16 protein-coding genes are annotated in these 16,891 nt (G+C 40.6%); 2 read left to right on the top strand and 14 right to left on the bottom strand.

Features of this window, described 5'->3' with window-relative positions; translation table 11 throughout:
- The first annotated feature begins 48 nt into the window (after nucleotides 1-48).
- On the top strand, nucleotides 49-972 hold the full coding sequence (gene ispH / locus Q0K03_RS02780; protein ID WP_297237480.1) for a 4-hydroxy-3-methylbut-2-enyl diphosphate reductase: 924 nt from the start codon (nucleotides 49-51) through the stop codon (nucleotides 970-972).
- Here the strand turns inward: ispH and Q0K03_RS02785 are convergent.
- The 13 genes from Q0K03_RS02785 to Q0K03_RS02845 form a co-directional block, all read right to left on the bottom strand.
- Nucleotides 969-1,625, bottom strand: a complete 657-nt coding sequence (locus Q0K03_RS02785) for a class I SAM-dependent methyltransferase (protein ID WP_297237482.1) — start codon at nucleotides 1,623-1,625, stop codon at nucleotides 969-971. The genes ispH and Q0K03_RS02785 overlap by 4 nt on opposite strands.
- Nucleotides 1,625-2,800 (bottom strand): RNA polymerase sigma factor RpoD, encoded by a 1,176-nt coding sequence (gene rpoD, locus Q0K03_RS02790; RefSeq protein WP_297237483.1) that lies wholly within the window; start codon nucleotides 2,798-2,800, stop codon nucleotides 1,625-1,627. The genes Q0K03_RS02785 and rpoD overlap by 1 nt, the downstream gene beginning before the upstream one ends.
- Before the next feature lies 1 nt (nucleotide 2,801).
- Nucleotides 2,802-4,559 carry a DNA primase gene (gene dnaG / locus Q0K03_RS02795; protein WP_297237485.1) on the bottom strand — a complete coding sequence of 586 codons (1,758 nt, stop codon included), beginning with the start codon at nucleotides 4,557-4,559 and terminating at the stop codon, nucleotides 2,802-2,804.
- A gap of 12 nt (nucleotides 4,560-4,571) precedes the next feature.
- Complete coding sequence (locus tag Q0K03_RS02800; RefSeq protein ID WP_297237487.1) at nucleotides 4,572-5,951, bottom strand: glycine--tRNA ligase; 1,380 nt, start codon at nucleotides 5,949-5,951, stop codon at nucleotides 4,572-4,574.
- Nucleotides 5,952-6,057: 106 nt separating this feature from the next.
- Nucleotides 6,058-6,618 (bottom strand): elongation factor P, encoded by a 561-nt coding sequence (gene efp / locus Q0K03_RS02805; RefSeq protein ID WP_297237489.1) that lies wholly within the window; start codon nucleotides 6,616-6,618, stop codon nucleotides 6,058-6,060.
- Between the two features lie 289 nt (nucleotides 6,619-6,907).
- A complete protein-coding gene (locus tag Q0K03_RS02810; protein WP_297237491.1) occupies nucleotides 6,908-7,198 on the bottom strand; it encodes a hypothetical protein in 291 nt (96 codons plus the stop codon).
- The gene (locus Q0K03_RS02815) at nucleotides 7,173-7,325 is read right to left on the bottom strand and encodes a hypothetical protein (RefSeq protein WP_297237493.1); all 153 of its coding nucleotides are present in this window, start codon (nucleotides 7,323-7,325) and stop codon (nucleotides 7,173-7,175) included. The genes Q0K03_RS02810 and Q0K03_RS02815 overlap by 26 nt, the downstream gene beginning before the upstream one ends.
- A 226-nt stretch (nucleotides 7,326-7,551) precedes the next feature.
- On the bottom strand, nucleotides 7,552-8,931 hold the full coding sequence (gene gltA / locus Q0K03_RS02820; protein WP_297237495.1) for an NADPH-dependent glutamate synthase: 1,380 nt from the start codon (nucleotides 8,929-8,931) through the stop codon (nucleotides 7,552-7,554).
- Nucleotide 8,932: 1 nt separating this feature from the next.
- The gene (locus Q0K03_RS02825) at nucleotides 8,933-9,775 is read right to left on the bottom strand and encodes a sulfide/dihydroorotate dehydrogenase-like FAD/NAD-binding protein (RefSeq protein WP_297237496.1); all 843 of its coding nucleotides are present in this window, start codon (nucleotides 9,773-9,775) and stop codon (nucleotides 8,933-8,935) included.
- A 58-nt stretch (nucleotides 9,776-9,833) separates the two neighbouring features.
- Nucleotides 9,834-10,802, bottom strand: a complete 969-nt coding sequence (locus Q0K03_RS02830) for a zinc dependent phospholipase C family protein (protein ID WP_297237498.1) — start codon at nucleotides 10,800-10,802, stop codon at nucleotides 9,834-9,836.
- On the bottom strand, nucleotides 10,795-12,270 hold the full coding sequence (locus Q0K03_RS02835) for a DUF2779 domain-containing protein (RefSeq protein ID WP_297237501.1): 1,476 nt from the start codon (nucleotides 12,268-12,270) through the stop codon (nucleotides 10,795-10,797). The genes Q0K03_RS02830 and Q0K03_RS02835 overlap by 8 nt, the downstream gene beginning before the upstream one ends.
- A complete protein-coding gene (locus Q0K03_RS02840) occupies nucleotides 12,251-13,228 on the bottom strand; it encodes a WYL domain-containing protein (RefSeq protein WP_297237503.1) in 978 nt (325 codons plus the stop codon). Before Q0K03_RS02840 ends, Q0K03_RS02835 begins: the two co-directional genes overlap by 20 nt.
- Nucleotides 13,229-13,282: 54 nt before the next feature.
- Entirely contained in the window at nucleotides 13,283-14,446 is a 1,164-nt protein-coding gene (locus Q0K03_RS02845) for an AI-2E family transporter (protein ID WP_297237505.1), read from the bottom strand.
- A 157-nt stretch (nucleotides 14,447-14,603) separates the two neighbouring features.
- Here Q0K03_RS02845 and Q0K03_RS02850 point away from each other — a divergent pair, with 157 nt between their 5' ends.
- Nucleotides 14,604-16,691, top strand: a complete 2,088-nt coding sequence (locus tag Q0K03_RS02850) for a glutamine synthetase III (RefSeq protein WP_297237507.1) — start codon at nucleotides 14,604-14,606, stop codon at nucleotides 16,689-16,691.
- A 20-nt stretch (nucleotides 16,692-16,711) separates the two neighbouring features.
- Here Q0K03_RS02850 and Q0K03_RS02855 read toward each other — a convergent pair.
- The coding region (locus tag Q0K03_RS02855; protein ID WP_297237509.1) for an alpha-glucosidase C-terminal domain-containing protein at nucleotides 16,712-16,891 on the bottom strand (180 nt) is incomplete at its 5' end.

The following is a 16,891-nucleotide window of genomic DNA, read 5'->3' on the forward strand; positions in this document are numbered from 1 at the left end:
AACATAATTCAGTTTTCAAAACAAATACTTAACTATATAATTATGAATATGAAATATAAAGTAACAAAAGTAAAGCCGCAAGGATATTGCGGCGGTGTATTGAAAGCCATTCAAATGGCCAAGGAATGCCGTAAACTTCATCCCAATGAATCCATTACGATCTTGGGAAATCTGGTCCACAACAATTATGTAAAAGAAGCACTAACGCTTTATGATTTAAAAACAGTAGAAGACCCTTCAAAAACCAGATGGGAACTTCTTGATTTGGTCGAATCGGGTATTGTGATCTTTACCGCACATGGTGTGAATCAATCGGTAAAGGAAAAAGCCATCAAGAAAGGATTGACCATTGTGGATGCTTCCTGTCCTTTTGTTCTTCAAACGCAAAAATTCGTAGAACAAAAGTTGAATGCAGGATACTATGTCTTCTATATCGGAAAAAAAGGACACCCGGAGGCTGAAGCTATTTATTCTGAAAATGATCGTGTATTTCTTATTGAGAAGATAGAAGATATTCCTAAAAATCTTAAAGGAAACATCTTTGTGACCAACCAAACCACAATGTCTGTGATCGAGATCAAAGATCTGTTCGCTAAGATCAAAGAGATCTATCCGGATGCCTCCATTTATGATGAGATCTGTAATGCAACCCGGGTTCGGCAAGAGGCCATTCTTGCGCTAAAGGATCAAAATGTCGATACTTTAATTGTCGTAGGAGACCCTTCCAGCAACAACACAAAAAAACTTTGTGCTATGGGCGTCAGTGCGGCCATCAAAAACGTGTACCGTATCGAAGATCTGCAGCAGCTAAAACCGGAAATGTTCCAAAACGCCAGACATATTGCGATCACAAGTGGAGCCAGTACCCCGACTTACTTGATGGAACAGGTCTACGAATATTTGATTCACTATCCTTGCCCTAAAGAAAAAATTGATCTGCATAAGATCCTGGACGAAAAAAGACAGGCTTAGAACCTGTCTAACAATTCATTGATGTATTGGAGGCGAATTTGTGCCTCTTTTCTTTTAGAAGGAGGCATTTGTTGAAAGATTTTGGTCCACTTCTTTTTTTCGTTTTCCAGATAGGAACCGGCATCCTTATCAAATTCCAGGGAAACACCGTAATATAATTCTTTTTCCGACACTTTCAAACAAGGCTTTCGGGTATAAACACATTGAATCAAAGGATAGAAATGTCTGTCTTCCTGAATGATCCATTCCTTTTCGATCGAAAATCCGTGTTGTAAAAGATATTTCCTTAATAATGGAGTATCTTTATGACAAGAAAGATAAAATCTTGTACCGACTCGAACTTTTCCTCGTTCTAAGATATCAATCATTAAGGAACCGCCCATGCCGGCCATCACAATGCAATCGACATCTTCAGGAAGAGACTCGATTCCATTCATCAAGAGGCATTGCGCCCGATTTTGAAGATGGGCAGCCTCAATGTTCCTTTGAGCATTTTCCAAAGGAAGAGGCGCTACGTCACAGGCATATGCTTTTTTTACTTTGTTTTGTTTGAGAGCCTCGATCACAACATAACCGTGATCGCATCCTATATCCGCAAGACAGGATCCCTGAATCTGATCGACGATCCTTTGGAGTCGTTTTGAAAGAGCCACTATGACTTCACAAAATCCTTTAATCGTTTCGAACGATTCGGGTGTTTCAGCTTTCGCAATGCCTTCGCCTCGATCTGACGGATTCGTTCTCGGGTTACATTGAATTCCTTCCCAACTTCTTCCAATGTCCGGGTTCTGCCGTCCATCAGTCCAAAACGCAACCGAAGAACTTTTTCTTCCCGTTCGGTCAAGCCCTGGAGCACGTTATTGATCTCATCTTTTAACAGCTGATTGTTTGTATAATCGTCTGGGGAAAGGGTTTCTTTATCCTCGATAAAATCACCCAAATGAGAATCGTCTTCTTCTCCGATCGGTGTTTCCAAGCTTACTGGATCTAAGGCAATCTTCTGTATCTCACGAACTTTATCGGCCGTGATATTCTCCATTTTTTCTGCGATTTCTTCTGGCAGCGGATCGCGGCCCAGATCCTGGACCAGCTGACGCTGGATCCGGGTCAGTTTGTTGATGGTTTCCACCATATGCACCGGAATACGAATCGTTCTTGCCTGATCGGCAATCGCACGCGTTATCGATTGACGAATCCACCAAGTCGCATACGTTGAAAATTTAAATCCCTTTGTATAGTCAAATTTCTCGACAGCCTTGATCAAACCACAGTTTCCTTCCTGGATCAGATCCAAAAACAACATGCCGCGGCCAACATATTTCTTGGCAATCGAAACAACCAGTCGAAGGTTACTGGAGATCAGTTGTTGTTTGGCTTCTTCATCCCCATTCTGAATTCTTTTGGCAATGATTGGTTCTTCCTTTGGATCCAGCAAAGGAATTTGTCCGATTTCCTTTAAATACATTTTTACCGGGTCATTGATCTTGGCGTGACTTGCATTGGCAAAAGACTGTTCCAAATGGGAAATCTCATCTTCAATGGAACTTTCTTCATCCTGTGTATCGTCAATATCGGAATCCAGATCTTCTTCTTCAACATCCAGGTCAAAATCTTCGTCTTCGATGCCTTCATCCATGAATGCGATCTCATGGTCATCACACCACGAATATAAAGCATCCAGCTCATCATCGTTCAATCCCAGATCATTGATGGATTCCATAAATTGATTCTGCGAAATATCCATATCCTTGTCTTTGCAGGAAAGTAAAAATTCCTGGGCCTCATCCAATGATTTGAATTTCTTTTTTATAGAAGCAACTTCGTTCATATTACCCTTCCTTTCGACGCAGATCATTCTTTTTAATGATCAATTCTTTCTTTTTTTGCGCAAGTTCCAATTTTTCAATACTATCTACGGTTTCTTTGATTCTTTGATTGATTTGGTCAATCTGCTCTTGAAAAGCACATTCTTTGATTTTATCGATGCAATCTAAGAAAAGCTTTTCGTCATACTCTGTTGATCGAAAAGAATCCGATAATAGGTCTAACAAAAAATTGCGAACATTTTCTTCTTCTATCCTGGATATCAATTCATCAAAATCGATGCGATCACGATGACGATAGATATCATAACAATAATAAGAAAGTTGATTGCAAAGCTCGTTTTTAAAGAAACCTATGTCCTCCTTAAAACGCAGCGCTGCATCCTTACTCAGTAAGATCATATTCAAACAGTTTCTTTCCGCCAGATCCCTTCCATTTTTTGGATTCTGAAGAAAGACCACTTGACGTTTCTTTTGAGCCTGTGCTGAGGGAATCTTTTTCTGGTCGGAAAGCGAGAGATCAAATCCTGTCATGACCCTTATCTTTGCATAATAATTTGCCTTTTCTAGATCGGTACATGTCTTTTTGATACAATCCGCCATGATGTCGATAAACTTACGTTTATCTTCATAATTTTCTAGATCATATTTTTTCGTTAAATAATCTAAATAAAACTCAGCTGGAGAAATCGTTTTTTTGATCAGATCTAGAAGTCCTTTTCCCCCGCTGGATTCGTAGATTTCATCCGGATCCATTTGCGAAGGATTTTTTACGATCTGTATATCGAGATTCATATCCAGTGCCATGGAACAAAACTTATACGTCGCATCCTGGCCTGCCCGATCTCCGTCATAACATACCGTCACAGGCACCTTTAATGCTTTGATCAGTAAAAGTTGAGCTTTGGTGCAAGCTGTTCCCAGACACGCAATACTTTCATGAATGTCTGCTTTTTCAAAAGCCAGAACATCCATTGCCCCTTCCACAAGAATCACCCGCTGATTTTTACGGGCAAAACTTTTGGCCCGATGATAATTAAAGATCAGATTTCCTTTTTCGTAAATTTCTGTCTGTGATGTATTGATGTATTTGGGAACATCTGCATTCCGAGAAAGTCTTCGGGCTGTAAATCCTACTGGATTTCCCTGATCGTCATGGATGGGAATCATTAGTCTGTCAAAAAAAGTAGCCCTGATTCCCTTGTCTCCTTGATGAATCAGTCCTGTTTTCAAGAGCAGATCCTGAGAATACTTTTTCGCTTGAAAAAAATTTAGCGACCGTGCATCATCGGGAGCATATCCAATCTCAAACCGGCGAAGTATATCTTCATTTAAATGTCTGGACCGGATATATTCCATACACGGAAATCCTTCTTCGCTTTGAAGCTCATAGGAACAAAACTGGATATATGACTGCAGTACATCATAGTATGGTTTTTCCCTGGCGTCTTCTTTAGGAGCTGGGGCTTCGATCTGTAAAGGATAGCCAATCATCTGAGCCACTTTACATACCGCCTCCGGGAATGAAATATTTTCGATTCTTTGCACAAATGTAAAAACATTTCCACCCGCTCCACATACAAAGCACTTATAGATCTGTTTATCCACCGAAATCGAAAGACTTGGATCGTGGTCATCATGAAAAGGACAGACCGCCACATAATTCTTTCCTTTTTTTGTCAGAGACAAATAATGAGATAAAATGTCAACGATATCTGCCTGCTGACGTATCGCACGCATGTCCTCTTCTTTGATCCAGCTCAAAATATCCACCTACTAAAATTGAATTTTCTCTTCTATATATGTCTTTAAATCTTTGATCGCAATGCGCTCCTGTTCCATCGTATCGCGATCACGAATCGTTACACACTCATCTTCCAGTGTATCAAAATCAATCGTCACACAATAAGGGGTTCCAATCGCATCCTGACGGCGGTAACGTTTTCCGATGTTTTGATTTTCATCATATGTACAGGCAAAATGTTTAGAAAGTTCCCCAAACACTTCTGTCGCTTTATCCTGCAGTTTTTTAGATAAAGGAAGCACAGCCACTTTATAAGGGGCCAAATATGGATGAAGCTTTAATACAACGCGAGAATCTCTTTCCAGCTCCTCAACGGTATAGGCTTCACACATCAATGCCAACAACAATCTTTCTACACCTACGCTTGGTTCAATGACATAAGGAATATATTTTTCATTGGTCTGAGGGTCGAAATATTCCAGACTTTGTTTGCTTGTATCCTGATGTGCCTTCAAGTCGAAATCGGTGCGATCGGCAATACCCCACAGTTCGCCCCATCCAATCGGATCGGCAAAATTATATTCAATATCGCTGGTTCCATTGGAGTAATGTGCCAGCTCTTCTTTGGCGTGCTCACGCAAACGGATATGATTTGAATCAATTCCTAAATCGTTCAAGAACTGTACGCAGCGCTGACAATACGTTTTGAACCACTCCAGATCGGTTCCAGGCTGACAGAAAAATTCCAGCTCCATCTGTTCAAATTCACGGGTTCTGAAAATAAAGTTTCCAGGTGTGATCTCATTACGGAAACTTTTCCCGATCTGACCGATTCCAAACGGAAGTTTCTTACGCATTGTACGCTGTACGTTCTTAAAGTTGACAAAGATACCCTGTGCCGTTTCCGGACGAAGGTAAATAGTGCTCTTGGCATCTTCTAAAACGCCCTGGAATGTTTTGAACATCAGATTAAACTGACGAATATCCGTAAAATTCTTTGCGCCGCATTTTGGACATTCGATCTCATGCTCACGGATATAGTTTTCCATTTCCTCATTGGACCAACCATTGACACTTACTTCATGATGTGTTGCATCTTCAATGAGCTGATCGGCACGGAAACGCGATTTACATTCTTTACAATCCATCAAAGGATCGCTGAATCCTCCGACATGTCCGCTGGCCACCCAAACATTCGGGTTCATCAAGATAGCACTCTGGATCCCTACGTTATGGGCATCTTCCTGAATAAAACGTTTCCACCAGGCGTTCTTGATATTTTGTTTTAACTCAACACCTAAAGGTCCAAAATCCCAAGTATTCGCAAGACCTCCATATATTTCTGAACCTTGATAAACAAAGCCAGATGTCTTCATATGATTTACAACTTCATTAAAATCATGTGCTTTCATTGTTGTTCTCCTTTTTTAAAAATATACAAAAATAGACATTAATGATTATACAATAAATCCACATTAAAAAAAAGAACGAAAAAAGTGAGCTTCTGCTCACTTTGATTTATTTGGCACGTCCCGAGTATTTTCCGTCACTGGTGTTCACTACGATCATTTCATCCTGATTGATGAACAAAGGAACTTTGACTTCCAGCCCCGTTTCCAAAACGGCATTCTTACTGGCTGAAGTGGCTGTATCTCCTTTGACCGCCGCTTCGCATTCTACAACTTTTAAAGTGGCTTTATCCGGCAGTACAACGCCAAGGATTTCTCCTTCGAATGATGAAATCGATACATTGTCGTTGGGTTTTAAAAATTTTCTTTCCCATTCCAAACGACTGCTTGGAATTTCAATCTGTTCATACGTTTCATTATCCATAAACACCAATGCATCATCCGTGTCATAGAGATATTGCATTTCTCGCTTTTCAATATCGGCCGGTTCCACCTTTTCCCCGCCGCCCCAGGAAAGTTCTACATTGCTTCCGGTGCGAAGATTCCGAACTTTTGCCTTTACGACCATCGCACTGCGTGCTGTTTTATTTTGAGAGATATCCAGAACAACATAAATATCTCCATTGACATGGATGGTTTGTCCCGGCTTTAAATCATTTGAACTAATCATATTTTTTTCTCCTTTATCAACACACATAATTCTATGAAAAAAAACGTCGTTGTCAAGAAATGTCATTCAATACAGACAATAGATAGATGTTAAACGGATCAAACGATAGGATACGTTAAGACATAGCAGTTTAAAAGTGTTAAGGGTAACGCAATCGCAAAAACGATAGCACGGTTTTTCCAGTCGTTTCGAAGAACGTATAACCAGAAAATCACCTGTAAGAAACAAAAAATACAAGTCAGAAGATGATACGGTGGATTTTGTACAAAAAGAGTTGTATACAGGACCCCTAAAGACATAAAGGCAATGCCAAAAAGACGTTGCCTGGAATATTGTCTTTCCGGGTGAACCAGGCGACTATCCCGGCAGGAAGGGTCAAGAAGGAAATCTCGATCCAGCGTACCCAGTACGGAAAATAAAATTCACCAGCGATAGCCCATTCCGCTAAAAAAACAACCGTTTGCGAGATCAAAAAAAACACAAGCGTTTTGAAACCGGCTTTCCACCATGTATCCTGTCCGATCACGATCAGCATTGCGAACAAGATCCACCATTCAAAAGTGACCGTGATATTGGGCAAAGCTTGTATTGTATAGAATAGGGATTTGCGCAAGGATACCTGTTAAAACACCGGTAACCACCGCAAAAATAATCGTTTGTTTCCAGGTCATGGAAATCGATAAGATTTTTGTTTTTAAATTGTCCATAATTGTTTCTCCAGCTGAATAAGATAAAAAGCACTCTCATTGAGTGCTTTTTATCAAGTATCGAAAGGAATCGATATGAATAAATACGCTCACACACAATAAGGAAGGATGTAAGTATGTGAGTTGTTGAAACTGAGCCTTGTTTCAACTTTATCCACCTATATAGTACACCTAAGAAAAGAAAATGTAAACCCTTTCATTGTATATTTTAATATTTTCAAAAGTTTCAGCCGCTGATCTTTTTATGGATTGCGGCAGCCGCACGTTTTCCTGCTCCCATCGCGTTGATGACTGTGGCCGCTCCTGAGACTGCATCGCCTCCGGCATAAATGTTTTCGCGGGAAGTCAATCCTTCCTCATCACAAACGATACAGCCTTTGCGATTGGTTTGTAAGCCGTCGGTTGTATGACGAATCAATGGGTTGGGACTGGTTCCGATGGCCATGATCATACAATCGATATCGATCGTAAAATTGGATCCTTCGATTGCCACTGGACGTCTTCTTCCGCTTTCATCCGGTTCTCCCAGTTCCATACGGATACATTCGATCGAAGTACACCATCCCTCTTCGTTGCCCTCGACTTTCACCGGATTACACAACAAGTCAAAAATGATTCCTTCTTCCTGAGCATGTTCAACCTCTTCTTTTCGAGCCGGCAGTTCATCCATACTGCGTCGATATACGATATGCACTTCCGCTCCCAGCCTTCTAGCGCATCGAGCGGCATCCATCGCCACGTTACCACCGCCTACAACAACACACTTTTTCGGCCGCTGAACCGGGGTATCGCTATTATCCTGATACGCTTTCATCAGATTGATTCGAGTCAAAAATTCATTTGCGGAATAAACACCCTTTAAATTTTCGCCCGGAAGTCCCATGAAATTTGGAAGTCCGGCACCCGATCCGACAAAGACAGCTTCATATCCATCGTTCATGATCGCATCGATAGAATCACTTCGCCCTACAACAAAATTAGTGATGATCTCAACACCTAATTCCTTTAAATGACTGATTTCTTTTTGGACGATTTCCTTTGGCAGTCGGAATTCCGGGATCCCATACATCAAGACGCCTCCGGCAACATGCAAGGCCTCAAATATCGTAACTTGATAGCCTAATTTAGCCAAATCGGAAGCACATGTCAGACCGGCCGGACCCGCGCCCACAATGGCGACTTTATGTCCGTTACTTGCCGGTTTTTCAAAGGGAACATCATTGTTTTCTCTATGATGATCCGCTACAAAACGCTCCAGGCGGCCAATCGCAACCGGTTCTGTTTTGATTCCGCGAACACAGAGTTTTTCGCATTGACTCTCCTGCGGACAAACACGGCCGCAAATTGCCGGCAGCGTACTGGTCAGCGAAATGATCTTGTATGCTTCTTCAAATTCTCCCTCTTTGACCTTCTCTATAAAGTCAGGGATATGAATATTGACAGGACAGCCATTGACACAAGGCTGGTATTTACAATGCAGACAGCGTTCAGCTTCTTCGATAGCCATCTCCTTCGTGTAACCTAAAGCCACCTCATCAAAATTATTAATGCGGACATTGGGATCCTGAATCGGCATCGAAACTTTATTGGGACTCATATTTGGCATGTTAGAGAACCTCCTTTTTCAATAAATTACAGGCTTCATCTCGCTTATGAGCCTCAAAATCAAGATATGCTTTGTTTCTGGACATAGCTTCATCAAAATCAACCAAATGACCATCGAAATCCGGACCGTCAACGCAGGCGAATTTAATTTGATCTCCCACCTTCAGTCGGCAGCATCCACACATACCTGTTCCATCGATCATGATCGGATTCATAGAAACGGTCGTTGGAATATCGTATTTTTTCGTTGTCAACGATACAAATTTCATCATGATGATGGGACCTATCGCAATCACTTCATCAAATTGCTGGCCATTTTCGATCAACGCTTCCAATTTGTTGGTGACAACGCCCTTGTCTCCAACAGAACCGTCATCACTCATCAAATAATAATGGTCGCTGACTTCCTTGAATTCTTTTTCAAGGATCACCAGGTCCTTATTTCTAAACCCTACGATCGTTGTAACCTGGGCACCTGCTTCATGAAACGCTTTGGCCGTAGGATAGGCTATGGCACAACCAACGCCCCCACCGATGATACAGACTTTCTTTGTGCCATCGATAACGCTTGGTTTTCCCAAAGGCCCTACAAAATCTTCAAGAGAATCGCCTTCATTCAATGCGTTCAGCAACATCGTCGTTTCTCCCACTGTTTGGAAAATAATCGTTACGGTCCCTTTTTGCGGATCGCTATCCGCAATCGTCAAAGGAATTCTTTCCCCCTGAGGACGCACTCTTAAAATAATAAACTGGCCCGCTTTCGCTCTTTTGGCGACAAACGGAGCATCGATCACCATACGGGTAACCGTTGGATTTAATACTTCCTTTTTTACAATTTTATACATACTTCATCACCTGTGAAACATTATATCATACTAATGAAAATTTTTTACATAAGAATCTTTAATATACCAGATCAAAGTATTTCATAGGAAGATCTTCGTCCAATCCGGTATTATAGTCTTTTTCACCAATAAAGTTTAAAAAAGCTTCGTCTTTTGCAGGATCTTCGAGGCATTCCAACAAAAGTGTGTTAACTTCAAAAGCTTTATCCAAAGCCTTTTCATAAAGATCAAAAAAGCTTTCTGAACTTTTTTTCGATTCATCGCACGGATGAACCCATTCTTTATGAAGCAGGTTCATTGTATCAAATGGATCTTCCGGCTGATTGGGCACAAAGAATCCGGAAATCAGACTTTCCTGGCCAATCAAAGTTTCAAGCCGGTAAGATACATCAAACTTCTTTCCGTTTTGGTCATAGAATACTTTTTCCATAAAGTTCCAATCTTCAATGGATTCTTTGATCTGATGCGGTAAAACATGGACTCCATAGACCTTCCTTAAAGCCGGAACATAGATCCGGCATATAGCACGGATCTGTTCAAGAGACGCCTCCGTCACCTCGTACGCTTTAAAATCCCGTATCGTTTGTTCCCTTTTTACTTTCAACATGATCGCATCGATCAAAGATTCAAAGCGATGATGCCATTGTGAACTTTTTTTATGGTCATTTCCAGTACGATAATAAACATAAGGGTGAGCGGTTGAATCCAGGGCCCAGTGCATAAGATGCCCCATCAGATACGCAATCATGTCTTTTTGAATCGCTTCGTCTTTTTCTTTGCGGATCGAATCCAAAGCACAGGTATAAAACTCGCGGATTTTCTGTGAATGCACTTTATTTCCCCATTTGCGTAAAGAATCTTTATGAAAAGCTCTTTTCGGCGATAAACCGTGAAAGAACAAAAAATCGGGTCCATTGGAACCAATTTCAACCAACTGTTTTCTAGGCAAAAGCCATTCTTTTATAGATGGACTTGATTTCTCGATAAAATCATCCGCCAACAAGGTATGGGTAATAATATTAGGCATCTTCTTCCTCCTTTAACTTTTTCTTTAATCCATGAAATACGACATATTCTGCGTATGTATCCATTCGACAGTAGTTTCGGATATCCTGGCGTATCTTCTTTTTCTGTGATGGATCCGCCTCTTCAAAAGTACGATACGCACTGACCGCATTCAATCCATCATGGATGGCAAGCTGCTGATATGATACTTCATCCGTAAATACCGGAAGCACACTTTTCAGTGAATAATGTCCACGCATGCGGTTATCGTAGTAAACCCCGGTCTCAAATGGCTTGGAAAGGTCGATCATCCGATCACAGATCGTATTAAGCTGATCCTTATATTCTGGGAACTGATTCCCCAGCTGGATCAGTCTGAGCTTTTCAGCTCCTTCCATATTATAAACAAGGATCGATCCTTCATTAGGCAACGAATCAATCAAAGATTCAATAAAATCTTTCCGGCAGTCCCGGGTTCCAAAAAAATCCGTATGTCTTAACGTATGGTCTTCTTCCTCTATATGCAGACTGTATTGAAAGCACAGCACATCAAAAGGTTTCATTCCTTTATAAGGAGGAACGCCAAAAGTATCCCACTCAAAATCAAGATAACTGATTGGATACTGGACCGAATCGATCCAGTGAGATAAAGCCACTTTGTCCAAAAAACAGCCATTCAAACTGGCCATATACTGCGCGTATTGGAGACGATACCCTTCCAACAACGAGGGTTCCATATCACGGATATGAACACAGCCTTGTTCAAAGGCATTTAATTTATGCTGGGAAGTCGTCAAAAAGACAATTGAATCGTCCGGCAAATCCTGATCGTGAAAACATTCATCATAATACAAACAACGTCTGCCGGCGGTACAAGTTTTATTTCTTTTTAAAGAAGGCTGTTCCCCTTGTAAGATACCGAGGGTTTCATTAATCATCGCATCCAGATCGATATCCATGGCATCCAGGCATTCCTGAATATCTTTTGCCGGATTGTTTCTACGATTAAAAAATTTTGAACCTCTTTCGAAAAGTTTCTCCACTTCCAGATCATCGCTACGAACATAGTCTTTATTGATATACACGATTTCATGAGAAAGGATAGAAATTCCTTGTGTTAAAGCAATTCTTTCATCCAGTTTCATTCGTAAAGTTTCTGTATCTTTAGGATTACAGTTTAAATACGGATAAATTGCGTGGTATCCCTTCTCTTTTTTTATCAGCACTGGAATCTGTGTCCGACACTCCCGATAAGAAAAGCGGGCAAACACAATAACATCACAGTCGGCCATTTTCTTCAGCGTATCCGCATTGGAATCTCCTGTTTGTCCGGATACGGCATCTTCAACCTTTAAGTATTTTTTCCATAACGCAGAAAAAGGAGCAATCATGTGGAAATATTTTTCATGGATTCCTTTTTTGTGATAAAGATCCCATCCAAACCGGGGACATTTTTGACAATGAAGGATGTCACTTACATGCGTCATCATAGATATCACCATTTTCTAAAAAACTTACTATTTTCTTGTTAAACTCTTTTTTGTATGACTGTGGATCGATGATCTCTATTTTCCCGTCAAATGAAAAGATTTGACGGTACAGTTCAAAACGATCCGGGTTTTTAAATTCATAAAAAACATTTTGAGCATCTTCTGCGATTTTTTTGATATCGATTCCCCAACCATCATATTCCTCAAACCGATCGATCACATCTTTATTGACACGGACCTTAATGTTCTTAAAATCTTTTTTGATCAAGCCAAATCGGCTCACCACATTGATCAGCTGATATTGGCTATCCCATAGAAAATGTTTTGAGGTCATTTTCATTTTTATCATACGCTTCGCGCTAAAACGATAGATACGGTAATCGTTTCGCAAATGGGAAAACCCAACCAGATAATAGGAGTTTCGGTAATGAATCAAGTCATACGGATCCACTTCCAATGTTTGCACCCTTGAATCATTGGCACCCTGATAATCGATACAAAGTGTATATTCGCACCCAATCGCTTGAAGGGCAAGATCCATCATCTCTTGAATCTTCTCCTCGATTGGACGTACCGCATTTTGAAGATATTGTATAGAAACATTTTTCCCATTTTTGGAGCTGGCCAAAACCTTCGTCAAAGCATCACAGTAAGAAGAATAAGACTTGAACTCTTTATGACTTTTCATGAACTCCTGTGATTCGTTTAAAGCTTCAATTTCCTGTTGTGTCAAAGGCAATACGGGAAAAATCGTATCTTCCTGAAGGATATATCCTCCGTAAGGGCCTTTTTTTTCTTTAATATTAAACCCCGCTGTGATCAGTTCTTTTTTAAACTCTCTTATATTTCTTGGGTTTGTTTCTAATTCATCCGCCAATTCACGGGTGGATACAGGCCGTTTTGTGCCTCGTGCCTTAAGAATCATAAGCATTTTGATCGTAAGCGCCGTGCGGTTCATCAATATCACTCCAGACCTTACCATTGTATCATAAAAAAGCTCTTAAGTTAGAACTCAAGAGCGTGTCAGAGATTTTTCTTTATTTCGTTTTTTTATATCTTCCCCAACCAACTGGTAGATACAAGAGCAAATCGGAATAAAAATGATCATTCCAAGGATTCCCGCAAGACTGCCGCCGACCGTTACAGCCACGATCACATACATCGGAGGAAGACCCACACTTTTTCCGACGACATTTGGATATATAAAGTTTCCTTCTACTTGCTGTATACAAATAAACATGATGATAAAATAGATTCCTTTCATAGGATCTACAACCGAAATAAACAAGGCACAAAGAATAGCACTCACCAAAGCACCAAACATCGGCACATAGGCCCCAATGGCAACTATGATTCCTGTTAATAATGCGTATGGCATGCCAAAGATCGTGCACCCTAAAAACACCAGGGTCCCCAGGATCAAACATTCACAGCTTGTACCGGCAATATAACTGGTAAAAGTCCGTTTTACAATGGAACAGACATGGATCGTTTTCTGATAATAACGATCCGGTAAATACGCCTTTAACAAAGCTTTGGTTTCACGCATGAACGTTTTTTTGTTGAAAAGAACGATAAAGGAAAACATCAGTGCGATACATGAACTGGCAACGATAGAAAATGTCGTGGTCAAAGCAGAGTATATGGAATCAAAAAGACCGTTGGCACCTCCGGAAAACACCCAGCCTAAAAAGCCAGGAATCATTTCAGCCATCTTGTCCATATCTCCAATGGTTGATTGCATATCCAGCAAAGCTTCATGAATAGAATCGATGGGTTTTGAAATTTCCAAAAGCTGTGCGTATAAATGATTAATGGCATTCGGCATCAGATCCACAATACTTTGCATGGAATCCAGAAGCTGTGGGATAATCAGAAATATAAAACCAAAAACAATCGAAAAAACAAGGAAGATCGAAACGATATTGGTACAAGCTCTGGTTATTGTCGTATCGTTGATATGAAATATTTTTACTGCATATTTCATCAATCCATTGGATACAATATTAAAAATAAACGCAAGCCCGGCACCGAATATAAATGGATAACAGATCGATATCAGCCGCAACAAAAAATCCAGAATCAAACTGGCATTAAATATAATGAGAATCAAAACGGCGGTAAATAGAATTAGCCGTTTGATCATTGCTTCTAAGACTTTAGGATTATAATTCATGGATCCACCACCTATTGGTTAAATTGTACTTGAAAACAAGACGCAACTCAAGTATATACACACGTAACATGAAGACTGTAACTTGATAAAAACATAAATTATTTATTTGATTCCATCCTAATTGTTGATACAATATATAAAATATGGAGGGTACACTATGAAAATTGTTGATGAATATTTTGGATGTGACGTTTTTGGTCCGAATGCCATGCAGCGTTATTTGCCTAACGCAATCTATAAACAAATGATCGATGTCATGGAACATGGTAAAGAACTTCCTAGAGAAATAGCCGATACCGTCGCCAACGCAATGAAAGACTGGGCCATGGATAAGGGTGCCACGCATTATACGCACTGGTTTCAGCCCATGACCGGAATCACGGCAGAAAAACACGATGCGTTTATCAATCCTACCGGGCCAAATTCCATCATCAGTGATTTTCGTGGAAAAGAGCTGATCAAAGGCGAACCCGATGCATCCAGCTTTCCTAGCGGCGGACTCCGCGCCACTTTTGAAGCACGTGGTTATACCGCATGGGATCCTACCAGTTTTGCCTTTGTCAAAGAAAAGACCTTGTATATTCCAACTCTTTTCTGCAGCTATGACGGATCGGCCCTGGATAAAAAGACACCGTTACTGAGAAGTATCGATGCGTTAGATAAAGCCGCGGTTCGTTTGTTGAATCTTATGGGGCATGACGTCAAAAAAATAACTGTGACCGTAGGCCCGGAACAGGAATATTTCTTGATTGACGAAGATTTGTTTAAAAAACGTCTGGATCTAATGGTCACAGGAAGAACATTATTTGGTGCGCCTCCTGTAAAAGGACAGGAACTGGACGATCATTATTTTGGAAATATCGATGAACGTGTAAAAGCCTATATGGAAGAAGTGGATGAAGAATTATGGAAATTGGGTGTCTTTGCGAAAACCGAACACAAAGAAGTCGCTCCCTGCCAGTTTGAATTGGCTCCGGTGTTTAGTTCCGTAAATATTGCCAACGATCAAAACCAGCTGACCATGGATGTCTTGAAACGGGTGGCACGTCATCATGGTTTGGTTTGTCTTCTTCATGAAAAACCTTTCGAAGGGGTCAACGGATCCGGAAAACACAACAACTGGTCATTCAGTACCGATACACATGAAAACCTCCTGGAACCTGGCGACAATCCAAAAGACAATGTTCGCTTTTTAACCATACTGGCTGCCATCATCAAAGGAGTCGATGAGTATCAGGATCTCTTGCGTATATCAGTTGCCAGTGCCGGAAACGATCATCGTTTGGGTGCCAACGAAGCTCCACCTGCCATCATTTCCATCTACCTGGGGGATGAACTTACTGCCATTTTGGAAGCCATCGAACAGGGAAAAGAATATATCGACAAAGCCAACCGTAAGCTGGAGCTGGGGGTAAGTGCCTTACCGCCGATTTCTAAGGATTCCACCGATAGGAATCGTACTTCTCCATTTGCCTTTACAGGAAATAAGTTTGAATTTCGTATGTTAGGCTCTGCATTGAATATCTCTTGTCCAAATACGATCTTAAATACGATCGTGGCTGAGGAATTGACTCAATTTGCGGATGAACTTGAAAATTACCCGGAAAGCCAGCGCACCGATAAGATCATTGATATGATTCGAAAAACTTTGAAAGAACACAAAAGGATCATTTTCTCAGGGAATGGATACAGTGAAGAATGGAGAAATGAAGCTATGAACCGTGGACTTCAGGAATTGAAGACAACCGCGGATGCCCTTCCTCATTACACCGATCCAAAAAATCTGGCTCTTTTTGAAAAGCATAAAGTGTATTCCGCAAACGAATTACACGCTCGAGAGAATATCTTGTTGGAAAATTATTACCAGGTGATATCCATCGAAGCAAAAACAATGGCTTATATGTTAAGAAAGCAGATTCTTCCATCCGTATTTGAATATGAATCCAAGCTGGCAACTATCATTCAGACAAAGAAAACCAGCGGTATTGCTTCTCCATTGGAAGAAAAGATCTTGTTCAATGTCAATGAACCATTGGAACTCGTTTCCAAACATTTGGAAAATCTGGAGGATCTGATGGAACAAAGTCCGGAAAACGAAAAAGATAAGGCAAAATTTGCCGCTTCAAAACTCTTACCTTTAATGGAAGCTATAAGAATTTTAACGGATACAATTGAAAAGAATATCTCAAAGGATTTCTGGCCACTGCCTGATTACAATGAGTTGTTATTTCAATCTATAGAATAAAGGGATGCACATGCATCCCTTTATAATTTTATTATTTGACTTGAATAAGGTTCCAACGTAAGACGATGATCGATATCAACCGATACATTTGATAACAATTCCATTCCCTGACCCTGATAAGGCACAGAAACTTCCACGTTTTGATCCGATAAATTGATGGCGATCCAAAGTGTTTCTTCCGGACTCTTCATAGCATATAC

Origin of the sequence: uncultured Faecalicoccus sp. (assembly GCF_944327125.1) — a bacterium.
In the GTDB taxonomy this organism is placed as follows: Bacteria; Bacillota_I; Bacilli_A; order Erysipelotrichales; family Erysipelotrichaceae; genus Faecalicoccus.

Coding starts and splice junctions, on each gene's coding strand:
- rpoD (WP_297237483.1), bottom strand. CDS start 2,800: ATGAACGAAGTTGCTTCTATAAAAAAGAAATTCAAATCATTGGATGAG.
- Q0K03_RS02830 (WP_297237498.1), bottom strand. CDS start 10,802: ATGCCTAATATTATTACCCATACCTTGTTGGCGGATGATTTTATCGAG.
- Q0K03_RS02825 (WP_297237496.1), bottom strand. CDS start 9,775: ATGTATAAAATTGTAAAAAAGGAAGTATTAAATCCAACGGTTACCCGT.
- ispH (WP_297237480.1), top strand. CDS start 49: ATGAAATATAAAGTAACAAAAGTAAAGCCGCAAGGATATTGCGGCGGT.
- Q0K03_RS02815 (WP_297237493.1), bottom strand. CDS start 7,325: ATGGACAATTTAAAAACAAAAATCTTATCGATTTCCATGACCTGGAAA.
- Q0K03_RS02840 (WP_297237503.1), bottom strand. CDS start 13,228: ATGAACCGCACGGCGCTTACGATCAAAATGCTTATGATTCTTAAGGCA.
- Q0K03_RS02800 (WP_297237487.1), bottom strand. CDS start 5,951: ATGAAAGCACATGATTTTAATGAAGTTGTAAATCATATGAAGACATCT.
- gltA (WP_297237495.1), bottom strand. CDS start 8,931: ATGCCAAATATGAGTCCCAATAAAGTTTCGATGCCGATTCAGGATCCC.
- Q0K03_RS02850 (WP_297237507.1), top strand. CDS start 14,604: ATGAAAATTGTTGATGAATATTTTGGATGTGACGTTTTTGGTCCGAAT.
- Q0K03_RS02845 (WP_297237505.1), bottom strand. CDS start 14,446: ATGAATTATAATCCTAAAGTCTTAGAAGCAATGATCAAACGGCTAATT.
- efp (WP_297237489.1), bottom strand. CDS start 6,618: ATGATTAGTTCAAATGATTTAAAGCCGGGACAAACCATCCATGTCAAT.
- Q0K03_RS02835 (WP_297237501.1), bottom strand. CDS start 12,270: ATGATGACGCATGTAAGTGACATCCTTCATTGTCAAAAATGTCCCCGG.